Source organism: Agarivorans sp. OAG1, assembly GCF_037076485.1.
GTDB classification, from domain to species: domain Bacteria; phylum Pseudomonadota; class Gammaproteobacteria; order Enterobacterales; family Celerinatantimonadaceae; genus Agarivorans; species Agarivorans albus.
On sequence record NZ_AP028990.1, the window covers coordinates 1254212 to 1276049 of the forward strand.

The 21838-nt window shown below is 45.2% G+C and carries 22 protein-coding genes; 17 read left to right on the forward strand and 5 right to left on the reverse strand.

Features of this window, described 5'->3' with window-relative positions; all coding sequences use genetic code 11:
• Positions 1 to 70 precede the first annotated feature (70 nt).
• Positions 71 to 1324, forward strand: a complete 1254-nt coding sequence (glyA, locus tag OAG1_RS05845; protein ID WP_016402684.1) for a serine hydroxymethyltransferase — start codon at positions 71 to 73, stop codon at positions 1322 to 1324.
• Between the two features lie 617 nt (positions 1325 to 1941).
• On the opposite strand, the gene OAG1_RS05850 is transcribed toward glyA, so the two are convergent.
• Positions 1942 to 2274 (reverse strand): ribbon-helix-helix domain-containing protein, encoded by a 333-nt coding sequence (locus OAG1_RS05850; RefSeq protein ID WP_338624803.1) that lies wholly within the window; start codon positions 2272 to 2274, stop codon positions 1942 to 1944.
• A 74-nt stretch (positions 2275 to 2348) separates the two neighbouring features.
• Positions 2349 to 2909: a DJ-1/PfpI family protein gene (locus OAG1_RS05855; protein ID WP_152781806.1), complete on the reverse strand. Its 561-nt coding sequence runs from the start codon at positions 2907 to 2909 to the stop codon at positions 2349 to 2351.
• Positions 2910 to 3263: 354 nt separating this feature from the next.
• Here OAG1_RS05855 and nrdR point away from each other — a divergent pair, with 354 nt between their 5' ends.
• From nrdR to OAG1_RS05925, 14 genes are all read left to right on the forward strand, one after another.
• Positions 3264 to 3713: a transcriptional regulator NrdR gene (nrdR, locus tag OAG1_RS05860; RefSeq protein ID WP_016402688.1), complete on the forward strand. Its 450-nt coding sequence runs from the start codon at positions 3264 to 3266 to the stop codon at positions 3711 to 3713.
• Positions 3714 to 4847, forward strand: a complete 1134-nt coding sequence (ribD, locus tag OAG1_RS05865) for a bifunctional diaminohydroxyphosphoribosylaminopyrimidine deaminase/5-amino-6-(5-phosphoribosylamino)uracil reductase RibD (protein WP_338624807.1) — start codon at positions 3714 to 3716, stop codon at positions 4845 to 4847. It abuts the gene before it with no gap.
• Positions 4847 to 5503, forward strand: a complete 657-nt coding sequence (locus tag OAG1_RS05870) for a riboflavin synthase (protein WP_338624809.1) — start codon at positions 4847 to 4849, stop codon at positions 5501 to 5503. Before ribD ends, OAG1_RS05870 begins: the two co-directional genes overlap by 1 nt.
• Positions 5504 to 5567: 64 nt before the next feature.
• Positions 5568 to 6680, forward strand: coding sequence for a bifunctional 3,4-dihydroxy-2-butanone-4-phosphate synthase/GTP cyclohydrolase II (gene ribBA / locus OAG1_RS05875; protein WP_016402691.1), 1113 nt, complete (start codon positions 5568 to 5570; stop codon positions 6678 to 6680).
• Between the two features lie 103 nt (positions 6681 to 6783).
• Complete coding sequence (gene ribE / locus OAG1_RS05880) at positions 6784 to 7254, forward strand: 6,7-dimethyl-8-ribityllumazine synthase (RefSeq protein WP_016402692.1); 471 nt, start codon at positions 6784 to 6786, stop codon at positions 7252 to 7254.
• 15 nt (positions 7255 to 7269) lie between these two features.
• Positions 7270 to 7686 carry a transcription antitermination factor NusB gene (nusB, locus tag OAG1_RS05885; RefSeq protein WP_016402693.1) on the forward strand — a complete coding sequence of 139 codons (417 nt, stop codon included), beginning with the start codon at positions 7270 to 7272 and terminating at the stop codon, positions 7684 to 7686.
• 4 nt (positions 7687 to 7690) lie between these two features.
• Positions 7691 to 8668, forward strand: a complete 978-nt coding sequence (gene thiL, locus OAG1_RS05890) for a thiamine-phosphate kinase (protein WP_338624814.1) — start codon at positions 7691 to 7693, stop codon at positions 8666 to 8668.
• Between the two features lie 24 nt (positions 8669 to 8692).
• Positions 8693 to 9172, forward strand: coding sequence for a phosphatidylglycerophosphatase A (locus OAG1_RS05895; RefSeq protein WP_016402695.1), 480 nt, complete (start codon positions 8693 to 8695; stop codon positions 9170 to 9172).
• Positions 9173 to 9562: 390 nt separating this feature from the next.
• Positions 9563 to 11152 carry an ABC transporter substrate-binding protein gene (locus tag OAG1_RS05900; RefSeq protein WP_016402696.1) on the forward strand — a complete coding sequence of 530 codons (1590 nt, stop codon included), beginning with the start codon at positions 9563 to 9565 and terminating at the stop codon, positions 11150 to 11152.
• A gap of 58 nt (positions 11153 to 11210) precedes the next feature.
• On the forward strand, positions 11211 to 12221 hold the full coding sequence (locus tag OAG1_RS05905) for an ABC transporter permease subunit (RefSeq protein WP_016402697.1): 1011 nt from the start codon (positions 11211 to 11213) through the stop codon (positions 12219 to 12221).
• A gap of 13 nt (positions 12222 to 12234) precedes the next feature.
• Positions 12235 to 13137 (forward strand): dipeptide ABC transporter permease DppC, encoded by a 903-nt coding sequence (gene dppC, locus OAG1_RS05910; RefSeq protein WP_152781800.1) that lies wholly within the window; start codon positions 12235 to 12237, stop codon positions 13135 to 13137.
• 10 nt (positions 13138 to 13147) lie between these two features.
• A complete protein-coding gene (dppD, locus tag OAG1_RS05915) occupies positions 13148 to 14128 on the forward strand; it encodes a dipeptide ABC transporter ATP-binding protein (RefSeq protein ID WP_016402699.1) in 981 nt (326 codons plus the stop codon).
• Positions 14125 to 15159, forward strand: a complete 1035-nt coding sequence (locus OAG1_RS05920) for a peptide ABC transporter ATP-binding protein (protein ID WP_338624820.1) — start codon at positions 14125 to 14127, stop codon at positions 15157 to 15159. Before dppD ends, OAG1_RS05920 begins: the two co-directional genes overlap by 4 nt.
• A gap of 98 nt (positions 15160 to 15257) precedes the next feature.
• On the forward strand, positions 15258 to 16787 hold the full coding sequence (locus OAG1_RS05925; RefSeq protein WP_016402701.1) for an ABC transporter substrate-binding protein: 1530 nt from the start codon (positions 15258 to 15260) through the stop codon (positions 16785 to 16787).
• Between the two features lie 4 nt (positions 16788 to 16791).
• On the opposite strand, the gene dxs is transcribed toward OAG1_RS05925, so the two are convergent.
• Genes dxs through OAG1_RS05940 form a run of 3 tightly spaced genes read right to left on the reverse strand, consistent with a single transcriptional unit; the run spans position 16792 to position 19824 of the window.
• Entirely contained in the window at positions 16792 to 18660 is a 1869-nt protein-coding gene (dxs, locus tag OAG1_RS05930; protein ID WP_338624823.1) for a 1-deoxy-D-xylulose-5-phosphate synthase, read from the reverse strand.
• 34 nt (positions 18661 to 18694) lie between these two features.
• On the reverse strand, positions 18695 to 19582 hold the full coding sequence (gene ispA / locus OAG1_RS05935) for a (2E,6E)-farnesyl diphosphate synthase (protein ID WP_338624825.1): 888 nt from the start codon (positions 19580 to 19582) through the stop codon (positions 18695 to 18697).
• The gene (locus OAG1_RS05940; protein WP_016402704.1) at positions 19579 to 19824 is read right to left on the reverse strand and encodes an exodeoxyribonuclease VII small subunit; all 246 of its coding nucleotides are present in this window, start codon (positions 19822 to 19824) and stop codon (positions 19579 to 19581) included. Before OAG1_RS05940 ends, ispA begins: the two co-directional genes overlap by 4 nt.
• Positions 19825 to 20047: 223 nt before the next feature.
• Between OAG1_RS05940 and pomA the strand changes: the two genes are divergently transcribed.
• Entirely contained in the window at positions 20048 to 20812 is a 765-nt protein-coding gene (gene pomA / locus OAG1_RS05945; RefSeq protein WP_221074381.1) for a flagellar motor protein PomA, read from the forward strand.
• Positions 20813 to 20822: 10 nt separating this feature from the next.
• Positions 20823 to 21740: a flagellar motor protein MotB gene (locus tag OAG1_RS05950; RefSeq protein WP_040307387.1), complete on the forward strand. Its 918-nt coding sequence runs from the start codon at positions 20823 to 20825 to the stop codon at positions 21738 to 21740.
• Positions 21741 to 21838 lie beyond the last annotated feature (98 nt).

The window sequence follows — 21838 nt, forward strand, 5'->3', positions numbered from 1 at the left end:
AGGACTCAGGTTAGAATGCGCCTTCGAAAAATCACCCACCAACATGTAACAAAAGAGTCAGGAGATACTGATGTTAAAGCGTGATATGAATATCGCCGATTACGATGCCGAATTATGGCAAGCCATTACTAAAGAAGAAGTTCGTCAAGAAGAGCACATTGAGCTGATTGCTTCTGAGAACTATGCCAGCCCACGAGTAATGGAAGCGCAAGGCTCTTACCTTACTAATAAGTACGCCGAAGGATACCCAGGTAAGCGTTACTATGGTGGTTGTGAGTATGTAGATAAAGCAGAAGTGCTAGCCATTGAGCGTGCCAAGCAACTATTTGGTGCCGACTATGCAAACGTGCAACCACATGCTGGTTCACAAGCTAACTCAGCTGTATTTATGGCTTTGCTTAAAGCCGGTGACACAGTGCTAGGCATGAGCTTGGCTCATGGTGGTCACTTAACTCACGGTGCAAGCGTTAGCTTCTCAGGTAAAATCTACAACGCCGTTCAGTACGGGATTAACCCGGAAACTGGCGAGTTAGACTATGCAGAAGTTGAGCGTTTGGCTAAAGAACACAAACCTAAAATGATTATTGCTGGTTTCTCAGCATACTCAGGTGTGGTTGATTGGCAGCGTTTCCGCGATATCGCAGACGAAGTAGGTGCTTACCTGTTCGTAGATATGGCGCACATTGCTGGTTTAGTGGCAGCTGGCTTGTATCCAAACCCAGTGCCAGTTGCAGATGTAGTAACAACGACTACTCACAAAACACTAGCTGGCCCACGTGGTGGTTTGATTTTGGCACGTGCCAACGAAGAAGTAGAGAAGAAGCTTAACTCTGCGGTATTCCCTGGTGGTCAAGGCGGTCCTTTGATGCATGTTATTGCTGCAAAAGCGGTAGCGTTCAAAGAAGCGATGGAGCCAGAGTTCAAGCAATACCAGCAAAACGTATTAGATAATGCCAAAGCTATGGTAGCTGTACTGCAAGAGCGCGGTTACAAGATTGTGTCTAACGGTACAGAAAACCACTTGTTCTTGGTTGATCTCATCGACAAAGACATCACTGGTAAAGATGCCGATGCGGCACTAGGCCGTGCAAACATCACAGTAAATAAAAACTCGGTTCCAAACGATCCGCGTTCTCCATTCGTAACCAGTGGTTTACGTATTGGTACTCCAGCAATTACTCGTCGTGGCTTAGATGTAGCTGCTTCTAAAGAGTTAGCTGGCTGGATTTGTGATGTATTAGATAATTTACAAGACGAAGCGGTAATTGAGCGCGTTAAAGGCCAAGTGTTAGAACTTTGCCAGCGTTTCCCGGTCTACGCTTAAGTAAGCATGTAAACGTCAGGGATTGACGAGATAAAAGAAAGGAGGCTTTATGCCTCCTTTTTTGTATTTGTTTGTTAGGGTCTGTTGATTTTTGCTGATGGTTTTTGCAGCAATTTATTAGCCAATTAGGCAAGGCAGTGAGTGTGCAGTTAAGTGGGCTTAATAATCACTCGCTAACGCTGAATAAATGGCTAAGAAATGCTGCCCGAAGGGTTCGGATAAGCGAACTTTACTCTTTGTTGAGCACTTCTTGCTTAGCCCACTAGGCTTCTAAGTGCTCGCCGCGATTAAAGCCCGCTTATCTCGAACAAAACTTCAACACCAAAGATCAACAGACCCTAGTTTAACTACGGATTATTAAGACTAAATGTGAATAGGAACACAAACCAAGGAGGGATAGGCTGGGTTTTAGCCTGAGAATTAGACAGTTGGTACTGAAATTGCTCAGTTTTTAAGACCTAATTGATAAGTCAAATTACCAGCGCTAAAGGGTAATTGCAGAATAGAGAGAATCACCATGGACATGAATCCTGTGGCTAGTGCAAAACGATTAATGATTATGCAGTTTGTAATTTGGGGCAGCTTTATGTTGTTCATCATTTCTTAATCTTTGCAGATTAAAGATATCCGTTGGCAATGGAATTGCCTGATTCCGCTTGTTTAAGCGAAGGATTAGTGAGCGTTAAGCGCTTGCCTTGATTAAGGTGAGTAGTACAGGCCACTCTAAGTAAAGATGTAAAATTACCTACCTTTTCTTCTCGTTGTAATACCTCATGGTAAATTTGCGTTAAAAAGCCCGCCAAACTCAGGTTGGCCTCTTCGGCTATTTGCTCCAGTAGTTGCCAAAATATCGCTTCCAAACGAATACTGGTTACTACGCCATCTAAACGCACCGACCGAGACTTCAATTCAAACAGTTCTGCTTCTGCGCCAGAATAAATTTCACACATTGGCAATCCCACCATGATCAAACCGAAGTCTAATCATGGTATACAAAATCAACTTTTGCCGTTTCAATTTAGTATTAAGCCAATAGCTTATTAAATTGCGCTAGCCATTGCGGGTGAGCTGGCCAGGCTGGTGCGGTGACCAAGTTCCCATCGGTAAGGGCTTGGTCAACGGCTATATCGGCATAGTCGCCGCCAGCCGCTGTCACTTCAGGCGCACAAGCCGGGTAGGCAGAAATGTGTCTGCCTGAGGCAATACCTGCCGCTGTTAATAGCTGTGCGCCATGGCATATTGCCGCTATCGGCTGTTGCTTAGCGGCAAAGGCTTGAATTATTTCTAATACCTTAGCATTTAAGCGTAAGTATTCCGGGGCACGCCCGCCGGGTAATAATAGCGCATCAAATTCCTCGGTATCGATGTCAGCAAAATTGCCATTTAGGGTGAAGTTGTGCCCCGGTTTTTCGGTATAGGTTTGATCGCCTTCAAAGTCATGGATGGCGGTTTTAATTTGTTCGCCAATGCGTTTCTCTGGGCAAGTTGCGATAACTTCGTGACCTACCATTTGCAGTGCTTGAAATGGCACCATTAACTCATAATCTTCAACAAAATCACCTGCAATAATCAGTATCTTCGCCATGACTCTTTCCTTAACAAGTTGTTTACATTTCTAGTGCAGCCTAACTTGAGCGGTAAGCTAAGCGGTAGTAATTGGTTACTACGCAAGCGCTATTTGCTTATATAACAAGCTTAATTTTAATCTAATCAGACTCTTAACAAGCTAAGGGCTAAACAGTAAGTAATTGGCTCAGTGATTAAACTGAGAGCTAATACTCATTTTTTCTTTCTTTACTAGGTTAGATCCATTCTCTTTAGACAAGACCTTATCTAAATAAAGGAATTGTGGGCATTTTCGATAGTTACGCTTTAGCTAACCTGTACCTCTGACGGTTTAGCAGATAAAATTGCCGGATACTCGAATAAGGGATCGCCCATGCATTGTCCATTTTGTTCTGCTCATGAAACCAAGGTTATTGACTCGCGTTTGGTTGCCGATGGCCACCAAGTAAGAAGGCGTCGTGAATGCTTAGAATGCCATGAGCGCTTTACTTCTTTTGAAGTGGCCGAGTTGGTAATGCCAAGAGTGATTAAAGGCAATGGCATTAGAGAGCCTTTTAACGAAGAGAAAATGCGTGCTGGTATGATGCGTGCGTTGGAAAAACGCCCAGTAAGCGTTGACCAAGTAGAGCAAGCGGTAAACAAAATTAAGTCGCAGCTGCGGGCGACTGGCGAACGTGAAGTTGCCACAAAGTTCATTGGCAAGATTGTTATGGAACAGTTGATTGGCCTAGATAAAGTGGCCTACGTGCGTTTTGCTTCGGTTTATCACTCCTTTGAAGATATCAAAGAATTTAGTGACGAAATTGCTAAGTTGGAAAAGTAAGTGAGTTTTAGCGTTCAAGATTGCCAGTTCATGGCAAAGGCCATTGCTCTAGCCAAGCGCGGAAGATATACCACGGCACCCAATCCTAATGTGGGCTGCGTATTGGTAAAAAACGGTCAGATTATTGGTGAAGGTTTTCACCGTAAAGCCGGCGAAGGGCACGCCGAAGTGAATGCCGCAGCGGATGCCAAGCAACGAGGCTTTAGCCTGAAAGGGGCGACTTGTTATGTCACCCTTGAGCCCTGCAGCCATGTAGGTAGAACGCCCGCTTGCGCCACCATGTTAGTAGAGCAACAAGTGGCCGAAGTAGTGATTGCTATGGTTGACCCTAATCCACAGGTTGCTGGGCGCGGGATTAAGCGCCTTGAAGAGGCTGGTATTAAAGTTCGTAGTGGTCTAATGGAGCATTCTGCGTGCGCGCTTAACCCCGGATTTTTGAGCCGCGTTGAGCGTAAACGTCCTTTTGTTCGCTTGAAACTTGCTGGTTCTATCGACGCTAAAACAGCTTTAGCCAATGGCGAAAGCAAGTGGATTACCTCGGCTCATTCTCGCAGCGATGTGCAACGAGAGCGGGCTGCTAGCCATGCTATATTATCCACCGCCACCACGGTTATTCGCGATAATGCCAGCCTAAACGTGAGATTTAATGAGCTCGGTAGCCTTGCAGAGCAACTTGATGAAACACTGCTGCGTCAGCCATTACGGGTGATTATTGACCGCAAACAACGCTTAGTAGAAGCAGCTCAAGACCTTAATATTTTTAAGAATAATGAGTCTTTGTGGTTGGCTGGCCATCAATCACAAACGCAACTTCCAGCCGCAAAACAGCTGGTGATTGAAGACACGCCAAGCTTTTTGCCGCAATTAATGCAGCAGCTAGCTGAAGCAGAAGTAAATGATATTTGGGTTGAAGCTGGGGCTAATTTTGCTGCAGCTCTGATTCAAGCCAACTTGGTTGATCAACTTATTTGTTACCAAGCCGGTTTATTGATGGGAGCCGATGCTCACAGTTTAGTGGGGCTAGAGGGCTATCAGTCGATGAGTGCGTTAAATTCTTGGCAATGCCTTGAAACTCGCCGAATTGGCCCCGACATTAAAACTATCTGGATCCCGCAAGCACAGGGCACACATTAATGTTTACTGGAATAATTGAAGCCCTAGGCAAGATTTCTCGCATTGAAAAACGCAGTGGTGACGTACGATTAAACATCGCCAGCATTGGTCTAGATATGTCGGATGTAAGGCTTGGCGATAGCATCGCGGTAAATGGTATATGTTTAACCGTGGTCGATTTTAGCAATGAGCACTTTTGCGCCGATGTATCTACCGAAACGTTAAGTTTAACTTCACTGGCTAAATGCAAACAAGGTGACAAAGTTAACCTTGAAAAAGCCATGCTTGCGACGAATCGCTTTGGTGGCCATATTGTCAGTGGTCATGTTGATGGCTTAGCAGAGGTAGTAAGCATTAGCCCCAGCGCTCGTGCGATTAATATTTGGCTAAAGGTTCCTAATGATCTGGCCCGTTACATAGTCCATAAAGGATCTGTAACCGTAGATGGCATTAGCTTAACGGTGAACGAAGTACAGCAGCAACAGCTACGTTTAACCATTATTCCCCATACCGCTGAGCAAACAACCATTGGTGCTTGGTCGCCTGGGCAAAAAATTAACTTAGAAGTTGATGTTATCGCTCGCTATGTGGAGCGTTTAATCGGCTATGCTGATGAGAATACTACCGATTCAAAAATAAATACTGCATTTTTGGCGCAGCACGGCTTTATGAAATAGCTCGCCCAATCAAGATGCGCTAATAACAATAAATACTATCCCCAAAGGTAAGAAAGGTTTTGCTATGTCACTAAGCAGTATCGAAGAAATTATTGAAGATTTACGCCATGGAAAAATGGTGGTGCTAATGGATGATGAAGATCGAGAGAATGAAGGCGATCTCATCATGGCAGCCGATATGGTAACACCAGAGGCCATTAACTTTATGGCTACCTATGGGCGTGGATTGATTTGTTTGCCCATGACTAAACAACGCTGTCAGCAACTAAAGTTGCCTCTGATGGTGGATGTAAATACCGAGCAGTTTGCTACTAACTTCACGGTATCTATTGAAGCATCGCAAGGCGTGACTACCGGGATTTCTGCAGCAGATCGCTCGCGCACTGTGCAAGCAGCAGTTGCCCGCGATGCTAAGCCTAGTGACATTGTTATGCCTGGACATATTTTCCCGCTTATGGCGCAAGAAGGTGGGGTACTTACCCGCGCTGGACATACTGAAGCAGGAACTGATTTGGCAAGGTTAGCTGGCCGAGAACCAGCAGCTGTGATTGTTGAGATCCTTAATCAAGACGGCACCATGGCGCGTCGCCCTGATCTTGAGGTGTTTTGTAAAGAACACGGGTTAAAGATGGGCACTATCGCCGATCTCATCGAATACCGTAATAACAACGAAACCACTATTGAGCGAGTCGCAGAATGCAAAATGCCTAGCCGCCACGGTGATTTCAAGCTGATTACCTACCGCGATACCATCGATGAAAAAGTCCACTTTGTTATGCAAGCCGGTGAGATAAAAGAAGATGAAGCCACGCTTGTACGTGTGCACTTGCACAATACCTTTAGTGATTTATTAGGTAGTGACCGGGCTGGAAAGATGAGCTGGCCGCTGGATAAAGCGCTAGAAAAAATTGCTCAAGAAAATGGCGTGCTGGTGCTACTTAGTACCGATGATAAAGCTGATAATTTGATTGACCAAGTTAAAGCCTTTGCTCTGCAAGATCGCGGTGAGACACCAGCACAAAAGCAAGCGCACAGTGCTTCACGTACAGTTGGAGTAGGCTCTCAGATTTTGGCCGACCTAGGTGTAAGCAAAATGCGTTTATTAAGCTCACCTAAGCGTTATCACGCATTATCTGGCTTCGGTTTGGAAGTGGTTGAGTATATCGACCAAGAATAACTCGAGTATTAGTGAGAAATTATTTTATTAAGGGCCTAGCAGATTAGTTGTGCTAGAATAGCGCGATTTTTTTGATGGACTCAAAGAAAAGGCAGAATTAAGTATGAAAGTAATTGAAGCAAATTTAGCTACACCAAACGCTAAAGTGGCTATTGTTATCGCTCGTTTTAACAGCTTTATTAACGAGAGCTTGTTATCTGGCGCTGTGGATACGCTAACTCGTCAAGGTGGTATTAGCGATGACAACATTACTGTTGTTCGTGTACCGGGCGCAGTAGAAATTCCACTGGCTGCTAAACGCATTGCAGCAAGCAAAAAGTACGATGCTATTATTGCTTTAGGTACGGTAATTCGTGGTGGCACTTACCACTTTGAATTAGTGGCTAACGAATGCCACAAAGGTTTAGCTCAAGTTATGATGGAATTTGATATTCCAGTAACTTTTGGCGTGCTTACTACTGAGTCTATCGAGCAAGCGATTGAACGCGCTGGCACTAAAATGGGTAATAAAGGTACCGAAGCTGCCCTAAGCGCTTTGGAAATGATCAACTTAGTTGATCAGATAGAAGTTTAATTTGAGGAATTCTCTGTGAAACCAGCTGCACGTCGTAAAGCTAGGCAATTTGCTACTCAAGCAATTTATCAATGGCAGGTGACCAAGGACAGCGTTGCTAACATCGAACATCAGTTCCTAACCGAACAAGACATGAGTAAGGCCGATGTTCCGTATTTTTCTACTCTGCTGACTGGCGTAGTAGCAAACAGCGAAAAGTTAGATGAAGCGATGAGCTCTTCGCTTTCTCGTAAGTTAGAAGAATTAGATATCGTTGAACACGCAATTTTGTTGATTGGTGTTTACGAGCTATTAATGGTGAGCGATGTGCCACCTAAAGTTGTAATTAACGAAGCGATTGAATTAGCTAAGTCATTTGCCGCTGAAGATAGCCACAAGTTTGTTAATGGCGTGCTAGATAAAGTACTACGTTTACAGCAGTTTAAGTCTTAGTTGCATGTCTTCTCAGCCTCCTTTGGGTGAATTTGATATCATCGAAAAGTTCTTCCAGCGCAGTGCTTCACGCCCCGATGTATTACTGGGTGTAGGTGATGATGCAGCGCTGGTAACTGTTCCCGAGAATAACCAAATTGCTATTTCTACCGACACCTTGGTAGAAGGCGTACATTTTTTCTCAGATATCCCACCTCGCGCGCTTGGCCATAAAGCGCTTGCCGTTAATTTAAGCGACATGGCAGCCATGGGGGCAGAGCCGCGTTGGGTGACCTTAGCGATCACCTTGCCGGAAATTGACGAAGCGTGGTTAGCCCAGTTCAGCAAAGGCTTTTATGACTTAGCTGAATACTTCAATGTCGCTTTAATTGGTGGAGACACCACCAAAGGCCCTTTAAGTATTACCGTGACGGTTCATGGCGTAGTACCTGTAGGTAAAGCCTTGCGCAGAGACGGAGCTAAGCCTGGTGACTGGGTATATGTTACTGGCAATATTGGTGACTCTGGCCTTGCGCTAGCGCATCTTCAAGACAAAATCAGCTTAAACCCTCAACAGTTAGAGCTAAGCCTAAAACAGCACTATTACCCGCAACCTAGAGTGCTTGCTGGCTATGGTTTGCGTGATATAGCCTCTGCAACTATTGATATTTCAGATGGCCTATACAACGATTTACAGCATATCCTCAGAAAGAGCCACTGCTCGGCGGTACTAAACCTAGACAGCCTGCCACTTTCAGAAACCATGAATGAAGCTGTTGGTGTAGATCAAAGTATTGCTTTAGCACTAAATGGTGGCGAAGATTACGAGCTATGCTTTACTGTGCCTGAGTCAAATAAAGGTTCAGTCGATACATCTTTATCCTTTAGCGGAATACAGTTTACTTGTATCGGGCAGTTAGCGCCTGGGCATGGCGAGATAAAGCTAAAATATCAAGATAAACCTTATCAAATCGAACCCACTGGTTGGGATCACTTCAACTAGTCCTAGCGAGTAGCGAGAACTGCAATGGATAAAGCTTTAGCCAAATTAAGCTTACGGAACCCTTTACACTTATGCGCACTTGGCTTAGGTAGTGGCTTAGCCCCCAAAGCACCTGGTACTTTTGGTACCTTAGCTGCCATTCCTTTGTATTTACTGCTAGCGCCATTACCTGTTTGGGCCTACGTGGCAGTGCTACTAGTGAGCTTTGTTTTTGGTGTTTGGTGTTGTCAAAAAGCAAGTGATGCGATGGGGGTACATGATCATGGGGCGATTGTGTGGGATGAGTTTGTTGGCTACTGGATTACCATGTTCATGGTGCCGCTATCTCCCCTAAATGTGCTACTTGGTTTTATATTATTTCGTTTTTTTGATGTATTGAAGCCTTGGCCCATCAAAATTTTGGACAAAAAAGTGCACGGTGGCTTTGGTATAATGATAGATGACGTATTAGCCGGTGTGTTTGCAGCTATTTCTTTGCAAGTTGTGCTGTTTGTCCTCGCTTAACTGAGCATTCTCTCTGCTTGCTAAATTTGTTCTCCCCTAAATTTAGTTAAATCTGCTTATGCAAACCTTGCATAAGCTTATTCTTTATTGCATAAATATGACATTATATCGAATCCTTAATCACTATCACTGCCTTCAGTGATTTTTGGATTATAAAATCCTGTTTATGCTATTTACAGTGGCAGATAAAAATACTAATTTATTACGGGCAAAAAGCGGATCAGGCTTGATTAAGTCTTGCTCAGTTCACAATTGTTGTTTGTATAACGACATTTGCTAGTGCAGGGTCTAGATTTATCAAGAACAATAATTATTAGTCTATTCGCAAACACACCGGAAATGCAGCCATAACGGTTGCATACATGACAAGATGTCACACGGAGAATCATAATGAAGAAAGGATTGGCGAAGCTGTCACTTGCACTTGTAGCTAGTGCGGTAGCTGTGGGCGTTCAAGCGCAAACATTTGTCTTCTGTTCAGAAGGCAGTCCAGAAGGTTTTAACCCAAGTTTATATACAGCAGGAACCACTTTTGATGCGTCTTCTAAGACCATCTTTAACCGATTGGTTGAATTTGAAGTAGGTACAACCAATGTTGTTCCAGGTTTGGCAGAGTCTTGGGATGTTTCTGAAGATGGCCTAGAGTACACCTTTCATTTACGCAAAGGCGTAAAATTTCACAGTCAGAAAAAAGGTTTCAAACCTTCTCGCGAATTTAATGCTGACGACGTAGTGTTCACGTTTGAACGCCAAGATGACCCAGAGCATCCTTACCATAAAGTATCGGGTGGTTCTTACGAGTACTACAGCGGTATGGGTATGAACGACTTGGTTAAAGAGATCGTTAAAGTTGACGATTACACGGTTAAGTTTGTACTAAGCAAGCCTGAAGCTCCGTTTATTGCAAACATGGCGATGGACTTTGCATCTATCTTCTCTGCTGAGCAAGCTGATGCGATGTTAGCTGCAGGTACTCCTGAGAAACTAGACTTAGACCCTGTGGGTACAGGTCCTTTCCAAAAAGTACAATACCAAAAAGACTCAATTATTCGCTACGTAGGTAATGCTGATTACTGGCAAGGCGCGCCTAAGATTGACCGTTTGGTATTCTCTATTACACCTGATGCATCAGTACGTTACGCCAAGCTTAAAGCAGGCGAGTGTCATGTAATGCCTTATCCAAACCCAGCTGATGTTGAGCAAATGCAAAAAGATGCTGACATCAACCTAATGAGCCAAGAAGGCTTAAACGTAGGTTACTTGGCATTTAATACCCAAAAACCACCATTTGATAACGTTAAAGTTCGCCAAGCTCTTAGCCTAGCGGTTAACAAGCAAGCGATTATTGATGCGGTATTCCAGGGTAGCGGTAAAATTGCTAAAAACCCAATCCCACCAACAATGTGGTCTTACAACGAAGATACCGTTGATTACCCTTACGATCCGGTTAAAGCGAAAGCCTTATTGGCCGAAGCGGGTGTGACCGATCTTAAGACTAACATTTGGGCAATGCCAGTACAGCGTCCTTACAACCCTAACGCACGTCGTATGGCGGAAGTGATTCAAGCTGACTGGGCAAAAGTAGGCGTACAAGCTGAAATCGTTAGCTACGAATGGGGTGAATACCTTAAGCGTTCTAAACAAGGTGAGCACGATACCGTGTTACTTGGTTGGACCGGTGATAATGGCGATCCAGATAACTTCCTAAGCGTATTACTAGGCTGTGATGCTGTTGGTGGTGGTAACCGTGCTATGTGGTGTCATAAGCCATTTAACGACGTAATCACTAAAGCTAAACAGATTTCTGTTCAAGCTGAACGTGCACCACTGTACGAAGAAGCACAGTTAATCTTTAAAGAACAAGCTCCGTGGGTAACAATTGCTCACTCAGTGGCTTACAAGCCAGTTCGTAAAGAAGTTCAAGGCTTTAAGATTGATCCATTAGGTGGTCACCACTTCTATGGCGTGTCGCTAAAATAAATATACTTAAGGGGCTGGCAACAGCCCCTTTCCTTCCTTCAGACACAGAGCTGTAGTTATGTTCCAGTTTATTATAAAAAAATTGATGTTGGTGATACCCACCTTCATCGGCATTACTCTTTTAACCTTTACTTTGATTCGCTTGATTCCTGGCGACCCAATAGAAGTAATGGCAGGTGAAAGGGGCGTGTCTCCTGAGCGTCACGCAGCCTTGCGTGCCGAGTTGGGCTTAGACCAACCGTTGTTGGTCCAATACTTTGATTATGTGAAGAATATTGCGAGTGGCGATCTTGGACGTTCATTAATCACCAAGACGCCGGTAACCGAAGAATTTATGACCTTGTTTCCTGCCACCGTAGAGTTGGCTACCTGCGCAGCAATCTTTGCGATATTAGTAGGCCTGCCCTGCGGGATTATTGCTGCTGTGAAACGGGGTTCCTTATTTGACCACTCGGTCATGACCTTTTCTCTCACCGGCTATTCCATGCCCATATTCTGGTGGGCTTTGCTGTTAATGCTGGTGTTCTCGGTGAACTTGGGGATAACCCCAGTGTCCGGGCGGCTCGATGTGACCTTCTGGATAGATGAGGTCACCGGTTTTATGTTGATTGATACGCTGCTCTCCGATGAAGACGGCGCATTTCTATCGGCACTACATCACTTAGTTTTGCCAAGTATCGTATTGGGCACCATTCCGATGGCAGTGATCGCCCGTATGACCCGCTCTTCAATGCTTGAAGTGTTGGGTGAAGACTACATTCGTACCGCTCGCTCAAAAGGCATGGCGCCGATGCGAGTAATTGTGGTGCATGCTTTGCGTAATGCGCTTATTCCAGTAATTACAGTAATTGGTTTGCAGGTTGGTATTTTGTTATCGGGTGCGATTCTTACCGAAACAATTTTTGCTTGGCCAGGCATTGGTAAATGGTTGATTGAATCTATTGGTCGACGCGACTACCCAGTTGTACAAGGGGGCATTCTGATCGTGGCTACCATTATTATTGTGGTGAATTTGATTGTCGATATTCTTTACGGCGTGGTAAACCCACGGATCCGTCACGGCAAATAAGGAGGAGTGTATTATGTCTGAACAAACAACGACTCCAGCCACCACTGGACCACAAGTACAAACGCCGTTACAAGAATTTTGGGGCTACTTTAGTCAAAATACCGGAGCTGTAATTGGCTTGGTATTCATCGCAACAATGATTGTGGTGGCTTTATTAGCCAGTGTGATTGCGCCGCATTCTCCTATTGAACAATATCGTGATGCCTTGCTGCTACCACCGTTTTGGGTAGAGGGTGGTACCACCGCTCACCTATTGGGAACTGACGATGTTGGTCGCGATATCTTGTCGCGTCTAATTCATGGTGCGCAACTATCATTGTTTATTGGTTGCTTAGTGGTAACGCTGTCCTTAGGTATTGGCGTTATTCTGGGGCTAATTGCTGGATTCTTCCGCGGCTATGTTGAAACCATCATCATGCGCGCGGTAGACATTATGTTGGCCATGCCAAGCTTGTTATTGGCAATTGCAATTGTGGCTATCTTAGGTCCAAGCATTTTCAACGCAGCTATGGCAATTGCCATTGTATCTATGCCGCACTATGTGCGTTTAACCCGAGCCTCAACCATCGCCGAGTTGAACAAAGATTACGTGATTTCTTCACGGGTTGCTGGTGCTGGCTCACTGCGTTTAATGTTTATTACAATTCTACCTAACTGTACTGCACCGCTTATCGTGCAGGCTACTTTGGGCTTCTCTAACGCTATTTTGGATATGGCTGCACTGGGCTTCCTAGGTTTAGGTGCTCAACCGCCAACACCAGAGTGGGGAAGCATGCTGGCCGATGCCTTGCAGTTTGTACAACGTGCTTGGTGGGTAGTTACCTTCCCAGGCTTAGTGATTCTGTTAACGGTATTAGCCTTTAACTTAATGGGCGATGGTTTACGTGATGCCCTTGATCCCAAGTTGAAGCAGTAGGAGAAGCCTTGTGTCTTTATTAGAAGTGAATAACCTTACTGTTGAGTTTGGTGATGGAGATAATCCATTTCGTGCGGTGGACCAAGTAGGTTACAGCGTAGAAAAGGGTGAAATTGTAGGTATTGTTGGCGAATCTGGCTCGGGCAAGAGTGTTAGTTCTTTGTCCATCATGGGTTTGATTGACTACCCGGGAAAAGTGACTGCCGACACCCTTAATTTTGAAGGGCAAGATCTACTGGCCATGCCAGAGGATAAACGTCGCGCGATTACCGGTGCTGAGATCGCGATGATTTTCCAAGAGCCAATGTCGAGCTTAAACCCGTGTTATACCGTTGAATACCAAATTAGCGAAGCCCTTAAAATTCATCAAAGCGGTGACAAAAAGTGGCGTCGTAAACGGGTAATCGAGTTACTTGAGCAAGTAGGTATTCCAGATCCCGAATCGCGCTTAAAAACCTATCCGCATCAGTTGTCGGGTGGTATGAGCCAGCGGGTGATGATTGCCATGGCGATAGCCTGCGATCCAAAACTGTTGATCGCCGATGAACCAACCACGGCTTTGGATGTAACCATTCAAGCGCAAATCGTTGATTTGTTGTTGGATCTACAAAAACAGAAAAACATGGGCTTGGTGCTGATTACTCACGATTTAGCATTAGTGGCTGAGTCTGCTCACCGTGTGATTGTGATGTACGCAGGACAAGTGGTAGAAACCGGACCAGCTGAAGAGATTTTCTCAACGCCGAAACATCCTTATACCCAAGCCTTGCTCCGTTCACTACCTGAATCATCGGCAGGTAAAGAGCGTTTAGACGCACTACCTGGTGTAGTGCCCGGTGCGTTTGACCGACCAATTGGTTGTTTGTTAAACCCGCGTTGCCCTTATGCCACCGAGCGTTGTCAAAACGAACAGCCTGCAATGCAGGGAGAAGGAATGCGTCAAGTGCGATGCTTTACACCACTGGATGAAAGCGGGAGACCAAGCGCATGAGTGATAGCATTATGAAAGCAGCGGCTTTAGATGCTGCTCCAGTAGAAGAAACTACCCAAGAATCGGTATTAGCGGTAAATGGGGTTAAGAAGCATTACCACGTAAAAGCCGGTATGTTTAAACCAGACGCTACTGTTAAAGCGCTAGATGGTGTGAGCTTTAAGTTAGAGAAGGGTAAAACGCTAGCAGTGGTTGGTGAGTCAGGTTGCGGTAAGTCGACCTTAGCTCGGGTACTAACCATGATTGAAACGCCCACTGCAGGTGAGCTTTGCTTTGATGGCAAAGATATTCTTAGCTTGGGTAAGGATGCCGCCAAAGCCTTGCGTCAAAAAATCCAAATCATCTTCCAAAACCCTTATGGTTCGCTGAATCCGCGCAAAAAAGTAGGGACCATTCTCGAAGAACCTTTGGTTATTAACAGCGATATGAGCAAGGCCGAGCGAAAGCAAAAAGCTTTAGCTATGTTAGCCAAAGTGGGCTTACGCCCTGAGCATTACGATCGTTACCCACACATGTTCTCTGGTGGTCAGCGCCAACGTATCGCTATTGCACGTGGTTTAATGCTTGACCCTAAGGTTGTGGTAGCCGATGAGCCCGTATCGGCGCTAGACGTGTCTGTGCAGGCGCAGGTGCTAAACCTGATGATGGATCTGCAAGATGAAATGGGCCTAAGCTATATCTTCATTTCTCATGATTTATCAGTAGTAGAGCACATTGCAGATGAAGTGATGGTGATGTATTTAGGCAAGGCGGTAGAATATGCTTCTTGTGAGGAGCTGTTTGCTAATCCTAAGCACCCTTATACTCAAGCGCTGTTATCAAGTACGCCGCGCTTAGACCCTAGTCATCGCCGCGAGAAAATTAAGCTAGAAGGTGAACTGCCTTCGCCACTTAACCCACCTAAAGGTTGTGCTTTCCACGCGCGTTGTCGTTATGCCAATGAACGATGCAATAAAGAGCAGCCAAGTTTGGTAAGCGAAGCTAATGCGCAAGTTGCGTGTTTTGCTCGAGAAGAAGGGCGAATCGCTTAACTTGCACGCTATCCAATCAAAAAGCGGGCTTGTCCCGCTTTTTTTATTGCGTCATCACGTGTAAGTTAGCAGCATTAATCGTTTTAAGGTTCAAGACGTTGGCGTTGTTAGCAAAGTTGAAAATCAAATCCCTGCCTATTACTTTGTTGTTGCTTGTAAGCCTTGGCGCTTGGCAACAAGCTAAGGCCAATACTCTGGTTTGGGGAACCGCTTTTCACGCCGAGCCACAGCAACTTGTTGATGAACTGGATGCCAATAGTAACTTTATTAATCACTTGTTGTTCGACCCCTTATTTTTACTCGATCAACAAGGGCGTATTGCTCCACGTTTAATCACCAAGTGGAAAATTATTTCTCCCACACAGATTCAGTTTGAATTACGCAGTGGCGTAGTGTTTCATTCTGGTAACCCACTCACAGCTGAAGACGTAGAGTGGACCTTCCAACAAATTTCTCAGCAAGCTCATTTACATGCGTTGTTTGCACCTATTAAGAGCTTAAAGGCGCTTAATACCCTGCAATTTGAAGTTCGTACTTATCGGCCTTTTTCTGAGTTGATTCAACGTTTAAGTTTTATTTTTCCGGCAGATAAGCAGTTTTACACCGCTGAAGAAAATACCAGCTCATCCTTTGCTGTATCGGGTACTGGCCCTTTTAAAGTAAGCCGTTATGTGCCGGGTATTGTTACTGAGTTTGAAATTCATTCAAGCTACTGGCGTACTAATCGTAGCAATGTACAACGGATTAAAGTGGTGCCGATTAAACAAGCCGAGATGCGCATGGCTAGCTTGTTTTCTCGCGATGTTGATATCGTAGATCACGTGCCAGAGAACTACGTAGAGTTGCTCAATAAAGATAAGCAATTGTCGGTGATTCAAACCGAAGGATTAAAGTGGTTAGCTATTGAATTAAACCAGCGTAACCCAGCCTTAGATAATCGTAGAGTCCGCCAAGCGCTAAATTTAGCCATCGACAATATTCGCTTAGCCGAGGTGTTAGGGCCTTATGCTTTGGCTTCTACTCAGCTAAGTATACCTGGGCAAGCCGGTTACAATGCCGAGCTGTTGCCACGTTATAACTTGTTGTTGGCACATCAATTGTTACAGCAAGCGGGTTACGAAAAAGGCTTTAAACTAACTATGGCTGTGCCAGAGTCATTATTTGGTGACCAATCTAAAGTGGTTTCACAGTTGGTGTCGATGTTGGATCGGGTGAATATTTCTTTGCAGCCGCAATGGTTAAGTGATCAAGACTACCAGTTGGCAGTGGATAGTTGTTCAAGTGACTTAGTGTTAACACGTAGGCAGGGAGATGCGGGCAATGTATTGTCGATTGCGCGGGCGATGTTTCTCAGTGAGGGAGAACCGATTACCGATGAGGGTGGACCTTGTAAAGCCTATCAAAATGATAAAATTAGCCAACTTATTCTGGCCGGTGAGCAAGAGTTAGATGAGGAGAAACGGGCTAAAATTATTCAGTACTTAGAGCAGCAAATCTATCAGGAAGCAGTATTTGTTCCCTTATACTGGCAGCGAAAAATTTGGGCCTTGAACCAGCGGATTGATATAAAGAATATGAATCGGGCTAGTCCATTCCCATTGTTTGAGCAGCTACAGGTGCTCGATTAGTCGCTTAAGCTTGGCAAAAACGTTCAATTTTTTGTTGAATGCCTTTGCTATCTAAACCGAGTAAGTCATAAATTTGCTCTTGGCTACCTTGCTCAACAAAATTATCGGGTAAGCCAATGTTTAGTACTTTTACTTGGTTAAGCTGCTGAGCAAATAAGAATTCGTTTACTGCAGAGCCTGCGCCGCCTTGTATTGCATTTTCTTCCACTGTCACTAGCATATCATGCTCGGCAACCAAGGCTTTAATGCACGCTTCGTCTAAGGGCTTAACAAAGCGCATATCAACCAAGGTTGCATCTAGTTGCTCGGCCACTGGTGCGGCTTTACACAGTAAACTACCAAAGTTAAGAATGGCGATTTTCTTGCCTTCTTTAATGACCCGAGCTTTACCAATTTCCATAGCGGTCATTTCGCTATTTACCGGTGTATTATCGGCACCACCACGCGGGTAGCGCACCGCTGCTGGGCCTTGGTGCAAGTGGCCGGTGTAGAGCATCTGCCTACATTCGTCTTCGTTAGCTGGTGCCATAATCACTAAGTTAGGCACGGTGCGTAGGTAGCTTAAATCAAAAGCACCTTGGTGAGTTGGGCCATCGGCTCCAACAATGCCAGCACGGTCAATGGCAAACAAAACCGGTAAATTTTGAATTGCTACATCGTGAATTAGTTGATCATAGGCGCGCTGTAAAAAGGTACTGTAAATCGCAACAACCGGTTGGTAACCGGCAATTGCTAAGCCTGCAGCAAAAGTTACAGCATGCTGCTCGGCAATGGCCACATCAAAGTATTGTTCTGGAAACTCTTTAGAAAAACGCACCATGCCTGAGCCTTCGCGCATGGCGGGCGTAATTCCCATCAGCTTTTTATCTTTGGCTGCCATGTCGCACAACCAGTCACCAAAAACTTTAGAAAATGTAGGGGCTGCGCCTTTGCTTTTAGGCAAGTTGTCTTGGCTAGGGTCAAATTTAGGCACCCCGTGATAACCAATTGGATCTTGCTCTGCGGGTAGGTAACCTTTACCTTTTTTGGTCATTACATGCAGAATTTGCGGGCCTTTTAAGTCGCGCATATTGCTTAAAGTGCGCACCAAGCCTTTCACATCATGGCCATCAATTGGACCAATGTAATTAAAACCAAATTCTTCAAACAAAGTACCCGGCACTACCATGCCTTTAAGGTGTTCTTCCGCTCTGCGAGCGAGCTCTTTAATCGGTGGCATGCCACTCAGTACTTTTTTGCCGCCTTCACGTAGCGACGAATACAAAGAGCCAGAAAGAATATTGGCTAAAGAATTATTCAGTGCGCCAACATTCTCAGAAATCGACATCTCGTTGTCATTAAGAATCACTAACATGTCGTTATGAATAGCACCAGCATGGTTTAGTGCTTCAAAAGCCATGCCTGCGGTCATTGCGCCATCGCCAATTACAGCAACCACTTTACGGCCTTGCTGTTCTTTTTCAGCCGCAATAGCCATACCTAAGGCGGCACCAATAGAAGTGCTTGAATGGCCTACGCTGAGTACATCGTATTCACTTTCGCCGCGCCAGGGGAAAGGGTGCAAGCCTTTAAATTGGCGAATGGTCGACATTTTTTCACGGCGACCAGTTAAAATTTTGTGCGGATAAGCTTGGTGGCCTACGTCCCAAACCAGTTTATCGAACGGGGTGTTATACACGTAATGCAAGGCTACCGTTAGTTCAACAGCACCTAAACCTGATGCTAAATGGCCACTCGATTGGCTGACACTGTTAAGAAGGTATTGGCGAAGTTCATCACACAGCTCAGGTAGCTGTTGTTGCTCAAGCTGGCGAAGTTGCGGAGGCAAGTCAGCCAGAGCAAGTGTAGGGTAATCTTTAATATTCAGTGTCATATAAAATGCTTATCATTATTCTTATTGTTGACGACTAGTTGTTTCGATGTACGACATAATCAGCTAATAAGGCTAGCAACTCACTATTGTAAGGCAAACTCTCTAAGGCTTGAAGCGCTTCTTTACCTAGGTTTTCAGCTTTTTCTATGGCGCCTTCAAGGCCCAGTAAACTCGGGTAAGTGCTCTTATTTAGGGCCTGATCTGAGCCCTGTGGTTTACCTAAAGTGTCGGTATCACTAATTATATCTAAAATGTCATCACGAACTTGAAAGGCTAAGCCTAACGCATCTGCATAACGAGCTAAAGCCTGCTGCTCATTTGCTTGTTCAATCTTGCCACAAACTGCGCCTAACATTACCGCTGCTTTGATAATGGCACCGGTTTTGTGTTGGTGCACTCTTTCTAGCTGCTCTAGGCTAACCTGTTGGTTGGTTGCCGCAATATCTAGTGCCTGACCACCACACATACCGTTATAACCAGCCGCTTGGCTTAGTATTTTTAGCATGGCCACCTTTTGGGCGTCGCTAGCCGGTGCTTCAGCAATTAAGCTAAAGGCGAGGCTTTGTAAGGCGTCACCCGCTAGTATTGCTGTGGCTTCATCATAAGCAATATGACAAGTAGGCTGGCCACGGCGCAGCTCATCATCATCCATGGCGGGTAAATCATCATGAATCAACGAATAGGCGTGAATGCACTCTACAGCCGCCGCTGCAGCATTAAGTATGTCTTTGGGCGCATTGTTTGATTGCCCAACCAAATAAACTAACAGCGGTCTTACTCGCTTGCCGCCTAGCAATAAACCGTGACGCATGGCTGCTAGTAGTTTGGGATCATTAACAACTTGATTGGCTAAAACACTGTCTAAATGGGTGTTTATTTGGGATTGGTAGTCAGCAATGGTGCTAGCTAAACTAGAATTCACTCAGAAGGCTCCTGCACTAAAGGTTCTAGTGAATCGCCATTTGGCCCTTGGCGAAGTATCTCAACTTGCTGTTGAGCCTGCTGCAGCTTAGCTTGGCCTGCATTGGCTAAACTGATGCCGCGTTCAAATTGCTTAAGAGAATCTTCGAGGCTTAGCTCACCTTGTTCAAGCTGCTGAACAATGTCTTCAAGTTCATTTAAGGTTTCTTCAAACTTCATCTTTTCTGGTTTTTTTGCAACCATGCTAGAGCCTCTATCAAGCGTATTCTGGCGCAAAGTTACCTTAGCCGTATGGGTAGGTCAAACTTGCGACTCAAGTATTTTAATATTGGCCGATAAATATAGAAGAGCTTGGTAGGTCAAGATATTGAAATGAGAACACAAAATTACCTTCGATTCTGTTTTGCGAGTAGACTAGTATTAGTTTAATTAGAATCTCTAGGCTACAGGTTAAAAGGAAAAAGCAGTGGATTTAGCAACGCTGATTGGGATTATCGGCGCCTTCGCCTTTGTTGTTATGGCGATGGTGATGGGTGGCGGAATTGAGATTTTTATCGACATTCCCTCGGTACTAATTGTTTTTTGTGGCTCCTTGTTTGTTGTATTGATGAAATACAACCTAGGTCAGTTTTTGGGAGCGATTAAAATTGCGGCTAAGGCTTTTATGTTTAAAGCTGACAAGCCCGACGATCTTATCGAGCGCTCTGTAGAAATGGCCGACGCCGCTCGTAAAGGCGGCTTTTTGGCGCTAGAAGAAGCCGAGATCACCAACCCCTTTATGCAAAAAGGTATCGATATGCTGGTGGATGGCCATGATGCCGACGTCGTGCGCGCCACCATGGAAAAGGATATCTTGCTTACCTCCGAGCGCCATGAATTTGGAGCCGGTATTTTTAAAGCCTTAGGTGATGTAGCACCAGCCATGGGAATGATTGGTACCCTGATTGGTCTGGTAGCCATGTTATCTAACATGGATGACCCCAAATCCATTGGCCCAGCTATGGCGGTAGCCTTGTTGACTACCTTGTATGGTGCAATTCTTGCCAACATGGTGGCCATTCCTATTAGCGAAAAACTGCTATTGCGTGCGGGTGAAGAAAAGCTTAACCGTAGTTTGATTCTGGATGCTGTATTGGGTATTCAAGATGGCCAGAACCCGCGAGTGATTGAGGGTGTTTTGAAAAACTACTTGCCAGAAGGCAAACGCTCACTAGGCACAACAGACGAGTAGGTAGCGCAGTATGGAAGAACCTTGCAAGTGCCCCCCCGAAGGACTGCCCGCATGGATGGGCACCTTCGCCGATCTCATGTCTCTGTTGATGTGCTTCTTTGTATTGCTATTGGCTTTCTCGGAAATGGACGTACTAAAGTTTAAGCAAATTGCCGGTTCAATGAAGTATGCTTTTGGTGTGCAAAACCTACTGGAAGTAAAAGATATTCCAAAAGGAACCTCGGTAATTGCGCAAGAGTTTAGACCGGGCCGTCCTGAACCAACACCTATCGAAACCATCATGCAGCAAACCATTGATATGACTCAGGCCAAGCTTGAGTTTCATGATGGCGAAGAAGCTGATGCTGGTGGTCAGCAAAAAGCTGCTGGCCAGCAAACCGGTGGCCGAGCTTCAGCTACTCAAGCTCAGTCCTCACAAAGCCAGTCCGAAACCCAAGCCCAACAAAATGAAACGGCCAAGCGAATCGCCCAGCAGTTGCGTGACCAAATTGAAGATGGCGCCATTGAAGTGGAGTCGCTTGGCCAGCAAATTATTATTCGGGTGCGAGAGAAGGGCGCTTTCCCTTCAGGATCTGCTTTTTTACAACCTAAGTTTCGCCCGGTTATTCGCCGTGTAGGTGAGGTGATTAAAGACATTCCTGGTATTGTCACCGTGTCTGGCCATACTGATAACCAGCAAGCAGAGTCAGAGTTGTACCGCTCAAACTGGGATTTATCTAGCCAGCGTGCTGTGTCGGTGGCTCATGAACTCATTAAAGTGCGTGGCTTTGCCGAAGAGCGCTTAATCGTGAGCGGATTAGCGGATACTCAACCCTTAATGAAAAATAATACTATCGAGAATCGCCGCCGTAACCGCCGCGTAGAAATCGGTATTATGCAAGGTAAGGCCTCTCAATCTGGTGAGATAGCCGTTTCTGGAGAAGAGTAAACCAGCCAACTCGCTTAGCTGAGCTAAGCGAGTTTTGTACGTTCTCAATTTATACTTTCCCCAAAATTCCTACCAAGGCGAGCTAAACTAAACAATAT

What these genes read in the sequence shown, in the direction of transcription:
- OAG1_RS05900 (WP_016402696.1), top strand. Translation starts at nt 9,563, where the DNA reads ATGAAGAAAGGATTGGCGAAGCTGTCACTTGCACTTGTAGCTAGTGCG.
- OAG1_RS05905 (WP_016402697.1), top strand. Translation starts at nt 11,211, where the DNA reads ATGTTCCAGTTTATTATAAAAAAATTGATGTTGGTGATACCCACCTTC.
- OAG1_RS05940 (WP_016402704.1), bottom strand. Translation starts at nt 19,824, where the DNA reads ATGGTTGCAAAAAAACCAGAAAAGATGAAGTTTGAAGAAACCTTAAAT.
- OAG1_RS05950 (WP_040307387.1), top strand. Translation starts at nt 20,823, where the DNA reads ATGGAAGAACCTTGCAAGTGCCCCCCCGAAGGACTGCCCGCATGGATG.
- ribE (WP_016402692.1), top strand. Translation starts at nt 6,784, where the DNA reads ATGAAAGTAATTGAAGCAAATTTAGCTACACCAAACGCTAAAGTGGCT.
- nrdR (WP_016402688.1), top strand. Translation starts at nt 3,264, where the DNA reads ATGCATTGTCCATTTTGTTCTGCTCATGAAACCAAGGTTATTGACTCG.
- OAG1_RS05850 (WP_338624803.1), bottom strand. Translation starts at nt 2,274, where the DNA reads ATGTGTGAAATTTATTCTGGCGCAGAAGCAGAACTGTTTGAATTGAAG.
- dppC (WP_152781800.1), top strand. Translation starts at nt 12,235, where the DNA reads ATGTCTGAACAAACAACGACTCCAGCCACCACTGGACCACAAGTACAA.
- OAG1_RS05920 (WP_338624820.1), top strand. Translation starts at nt 14,125, where the DNA reads ATGAGTGATAGCATTATGAAAGCAGCGGCTTTAGATGCTGCTCCAGTA.
- OAG1_RS05895 (WP_016402695.1), top strand. Translation starts at nt 8,693, where the DNA reads ATGGATAAAGCTTTAGCCAAATTAAGCTTACGGAACCCTTTACACTTA.
- dxs (WP_338624823.1), bottom strand. Translation starts at nt 18,660, where the DNA reads ATGACACTGAATATTAAAGATTACCCTACACTTGCTCTGGCTGACTTG.
- OAG1_RS05855 (WP_152781806.1), bottom strand. Translation starts at nt 2,909, where the DNA reads ATGGCGAAGATACTGATTATTGCAGGTGATTTTGTTGAAGATTATGAG.
- thiL (WP_338624814.1), top strand. Translation starts at nt 7,691, where the DNA reads ATGTCTTCTCAGCCTCCTTTGGGTGAATTTGATATCATCGAAAAGTTC.
- glyA (WP_016402684.1), top strand. Translation starts at nt 71, where the DNA reads ATGTTAAAGCGTGATATGAATATCGCCGATTACGATGCCGAATTATGG.
- ribBA (WP_016402691.1), top strand. Translation starts at nt 5,568, where the DNA reads ATGTCACTAAGCAGTATCGAAGAAATTATTGAAGATTTACGCCATGGA.
- OAG1_RS05870 (WP_338624809.1), top strand. Translation starts at nt 4,847, where the DNA reads ATGTTTACTGGAATAATTGAAGCCCTAGGCAAGATTTCTCGCATTGAA.